At 69.9% G+C, this 4,121-nt stretch carries 4 protein-coding genes; 3 read left to right on the top strand and 1 reads right to left on the bottom strand.

Going from position 1 to position 4,121, the window contains the following annotated elements; genetic code table 11:
• Window positions 1–369 (top strand): hypothetical protein (locus ABZD10_RS14105; protein ID WP_372887429.1); only part of this gene is annotated, 369 nt, incomplete at its 5' end.
• 41 nt (window positions 370–410) lie between these two features.
• On the opposite strand, the gene ABZD10_RS14100 is transcribed toward ABZD10_RS14105, so the two are convergent.
• On the bottom strand, window positions 411–1,397 hold the full coding sequence (locus ABZD10_RS14100; protein ID WP_372887428.1) for a PHB depolymerase family esterase: 987 nt from the start codon (window positions 1,395–1,397) through the stop codon (window positions 411–413).
• Between the two features lie 302 nt (window positions 1,398–1,699).
• On the opposite strand from ABZD10_RS14100, the gene ABZD10_RS14095 reads away from it, so the two are divergent.
• Both ABZD10_RS14095 and ABZD10_RS14090 read left to right on the top strand, forming a co-directional pair.
• Entirely contained in the window at window positions 1,700–2,605 is a 906-nt protein-coding gene (locus tag ABZD10_RS14095; RefSeq protein ID WP_372887426.1) for a sulfotransferase, read from the top strand.
• A complete protein-coding gene (locus tag ABZD10_RS14090; RefSeq protein WP_372887424.1) occupies window positions 2,602–4,020 on the top strand; it encodes a hypothetical protein in 1,419 nt (472 codons plus the stop codon). Before ABZD10_RS14095 ends, ABZD10_RS14090 begins: the two co-directional genes overlap by 4 nt.
• Window positions 4,021–4,121: the final 101 nt, after the last annotated feature.

Genomic DNA, 4,121 nt, shown 5'->3' with positions numbered 1-4,121 from the left:
GACATCTACCGCCCCAATCTCGACTGGCTGGCCGGCCCCTGGGAGGGGACCAGCGTGGCCCGCCGCTTCACCGATGCCCAGGGCCGCCGCTTTCATGTGATCGAGCATGACACCGCCTATGACCCCGAGACCAGGGTCCTGTCGGGCTCCTGGACCCTGCATGACAGCGCCACCGGCGAAGCCCTGCCGCTGGCGCCGATCGTCCAGCGGGTGCGGCAGTATTTCCCGCAGGACGTGGCGCGGCTGCTGGCCGGGGCCGGGCTGGAGATCGCCGAGAGCTATGGCGATCTGCAGAAGGGGCCGGCGGGCGCGGACAGCAAGCTGCAGGTCCATGTCTGCCGCCGTGCCGGGCCCGAAAGCCGACCCTGAAACCGGCAGGCGCTGACGGGCGCTGATCCGGGGCGGCGGCGTCAGTTGGCGAGGAAGAACTCGGCGATATAGGAGGTGGCGTCGAAATAGGGCGAGACGTAGATGCCGCGTTTCTTGTGCCGCTTGGAGGAATCGCCGCCGGGCCAGGCATGGCCGCCGTCGTCGACCAGGCAATATTGCACCGTGTCGTCGCCGGAACAGCGCGAGGCCCGGCAGGTGGTGTCCGGGGCGACGCGGCTGACGCTCTCTTCGGCGGCGCAGCTCTCGGCCTGGCGGAACTTCTGGATGCCCTCGAAGGCACTGGGCCAGTAGGAGCCCTTGGCGGTATAGGCGCCGCGGCCGCCGTGGAAGGGCACGTTCTGGTCGTTCTCGCCATGGATATGCAGCAGGCTGGTATCGTCGAACCGCGGGCAGGCGGGGGCCGACAGGGTGCCCGCCACCACCGCGATGGCGGCAAGGCGCTCGGGCATGTTGCAGGCCGCCCAATAGGCCATCATGCCGCCCTTGGAGACTCCCATGGCATAGACCTTGGCCGGGTCGATGCGGCCGCTGGCGGTGAGCTCGTCGAGCAGCGCGGTGACGAAGCCGAGATCGTCGATGCGGTTCACCTCGGCATAGCCCGCCGGCGGGTTGCCGCCGGCATTCCAGGTGTTCTTGATGCCCTGGGGCAGGGCGACGACGAAACCGTAGCGGTCGGCCATGCGCTGGATCTCGACCCCCTCGGAGAAGCGCCGGACGTTCTGGCCGCCGCCGTGGAAGGCGATCACCAGCCCGGCCGGGGCCTTGCGCGCCTGTCGCGGCACGTAGAGCTGGTAGCTGCGCTTGCGGCCGCCGGCGCTGAGGGTGCGTTCGCTGAGGCCGATCGAGAAGGCGGCCGCGGCGGGCTGGATGCGGTCCTGGGTGGCCTGGGTGGCCTGGGCCTTTTGCCCGCCGCCGCCGAGAGCTCCGACGGTTCCCATGCAGCTCGAGGCGGTGAAGCCGACCCCAAGCATGGCGATTGCACCGAGTAGAAATCTGGGTAGCTTCATCACAGGCTCCTGTCCGCTCTCTGGTCTGCCCTAGGATTTTCCCCGATGTTGCCCCCCCGGCGGCCGGTTGTCCAATGACAATCGCCCGCGGCGGCAAAAGCCGCGCCGATCCGCCGGTGCCCGCATGCGTGTTGTCACCTGCCGGCGGCGATGCTATCCCTTGGCCGAAGCCGCCGGATCGCCGGCAGGCGCGATTTTACCCGGCAGGCGCGACAGCGCGACCGGGGTGTTTTGCATGATTTGCGAATTTGAATGACGGTTTTTCCTGAACGACATGATGAGGACATGATGAGGACGACACCATGACCCTGCCTTCCTCCTTTCCGCCGCCGGTCTTCATCACCACCTGCATGCGCTCCTATTCCTCGCTGGTCTGCGGCATGCTGGGCCAGCACCCCGAGCTTTACGGGCTGCCCGAGGTCAACCTGTCGACCGCGGAAAATCTCGGCGGGCTGCTGAACATGTTCCGCCGCATCCGCCCGGCCAGCCTGCACGGGCTGCTGCGCACCATTGCCGAGCTGGAATTCGGCGGCCAGACCGATGCCACCGTGGCCGAGGCCGACCGCTGGCTCGAGGCCCGGCGCGACTGGTCGACGGCGGCGCTGTTCCGCCATATCGCGGCCCGGGCGGCGCCGCGGGCGATCGTCGAGAAAAGCCCGACCTCGGTCGCCTTCCCGCGCCATCTTCAGCGCCTGCACGCGGCCTTTCCCGAGGCCCGCTTCCTGCATCTGACCCGCCATCCGCGCCCGACCTGCAAGTCGATCCATGCGCTGATCGCGGCCACCGATGCCAAGAAGGGCGGCAACCGCGCCGACCAGGTCAACCCCGAGCGGCTGTGGAACCGGATGAACGCCAATGCCTTTGCCTTCCTCAAGGATCTGCCGATCGGCCAGGGCATGCATATCCGCGGCGAGGACCTGCTGTCGGATCCGGATTTCTACCTGCGCCAGATCTGCAACTGGCTGGGCATTCGCGACGATGCCGAGGCGATCGCCGCGATGATGCATCCCGAACGTTCGGCCTTTGCCCGTTTCGGCCCCGACTCGGCGCGGTTCGGCAATGATCCGAACTATCTCGAGAACCCCGAGTTCCGGCCGCGCCCGATCCCCGAGGCGGCGCTGGCGGGGCCGCAGGAATGGATGCCGGGCGCCCCGGTCGGCTTTGGCGCCGAGACCCGCGACCTGGCCAGCCGCCTGGGCTATACATGAGCGCCGGCGCCCCCCTGAGGCGGGAAGATTTCCGCTGCATCGCCAGCGGGGGGTTCGGCGACCGCACCACGCGCATCGCCCAGGCCATGGCCTGGTTCGACGGCGCGCTCTATGTCGGCACCGGCGGGCGCTCGCTCAACCCGCTGGGGCTGTCGGATGCGGCGATGGCGCAGATGGGCCCCTTTGCCCGGCTGGCGCTGGCCAGCGCCGAGGCGCCCAGGGGGGCCTCGGTCTGGCGCTACGCGCTGGCCGAGGGCCGCTGGAGCCGGGTGTTCGAGACCCCGAGCGTCGACTATGACAGCGGCCCCGGCCCGCGCGACCGCAACGTGCGCGCCACCCTGGTCAGGACCGAGGCGGACGGGCGGCCGGCGCTCTATTTCGGGGTCTCGGCGATGAAGGGCAGGGTGCGGTTCATCCGCACCCTTGATGGCATCAGCTTCGAGGAAGGGCCGCATTCCGGCCTCGGCCTGCCCGAGGGCGCCGATGTGCCCTCGATCCGCTCGCTGGTGGCGGCCGATGGCTGGGTCTATACCTCGCCGGTGGGCATGATCGAGGGCCGCGGCATGCTGGACGACAACATGTCGGCCTATCCGATGCTGTTCCGGGCCTCGCATCCCTTTGCCGAGGACTGGCAGCCGGTCAGCGCGCCGGGCTTCGGCGATGGCGACAATCTCTCGGTCAACGAGATCGCGGTGCTCGGCGACCACCTCTATGCCGGCACGCTGAACATCCGCAGCGGCGCCCAGCTCTGGCGCTGCCCGCTCGACGACATGCGCCCCGAGCGCTGGCAGCCGGTGTTCCGCGACGGCGCCGGGCTCGGGCCCTCGGCCTCGATCGTCTCGGCGCTCTGCACCTTCGGCGATCACCTTTATGTGGCCACCGGGCTGCAACGGCAGGGCAAGGAGGGCATGGACCGCTACGGGCCGATCTCGGGCGAGCTGCTGCGGGTCGATGCGGCCGGCGACTGGCAGCTGGTCTGCGGCCAGAACCGGGTCACGCAAGAGGGCTGGAAACCGCCGCTCTCGGGGCTTGGCGGCGCCTTTGGCATCGCCACCGCCCGCGGCATCTGGCATCTCGCCGAACAGGCCGGCTGGCTCTATGCCGCCGGCGGCGACTGGCGGCTGTTCGAGAGCTACCTGCCGCCGCCCTCCTCGCGGCTGCCCGAGGCGGCGGTGGCCGCGATCGCGCGCCGCCACGCGGCCTATGAGGGCGGCTTTCCGCTGTGGCGCAGCCGCGACGGCATCGACTGGCAGCTGGTCACCGGCGACGGGTTCGAAGCCAATCCCGAGACCGGCGGCGCGCGCTTCCTGCAGCCCTCGCCGGCGGGGCTGTTCCTGGGCACCGCCTCGAGCGGCAAGAGCGCGGAATTCGGCGGCGTTCAGGTCTGGTGGGGAGCCCGAGATGAGCCAGCATAGTGCCGGTAAACAGAACGCCGCCGCGCCCCCGGCGCCGATTTTCGTGCTGGCCCCGCCGCTGGGGCTGGGGGGGCATCTTGCCGCCTGTCTCGGCCGCCATG

The organism is Shimia sp. (assembly GCF_041624275.1).
In the GTDB taxonomy this organism is placed as follows: Bacteria; Pseudomonadota; Alphaproteobacteria; order Rhodobacterales; family Rhodobacteraceae; genus Shimia.
The sequence above is the reverse complement of the archived record's forward strand: the minus strand, read 5'-3'. Positions and strand labels throughout refer to the sequence as shown.

Bases quoted from the DNA above. Each gene is read 5' to 3' on its own strand.
- ABZD10_RS14090 (WP_372887424.1), top strand. From the start codon at position 2,602: ATGAGCGCCGGCGCCCCCCTGAGGCGGGAAGATTTCCGCTGCATCGCC.
- ABZD10_RS14095 (WP_372887426.1), top strand. From the start codon at position 1,700: ATGACCCTGCCTTCCTCCTTTCCGCCGCCGGTCTTCATCACCACCTGC.
- ABZD10_RS14100 (WP_372887428.1), bottom strand. From the start codon at position 1,397: ATGAAGCTACCCAGATTTCTACTCGGTGCAATCGCCATGCTTGGGGTC.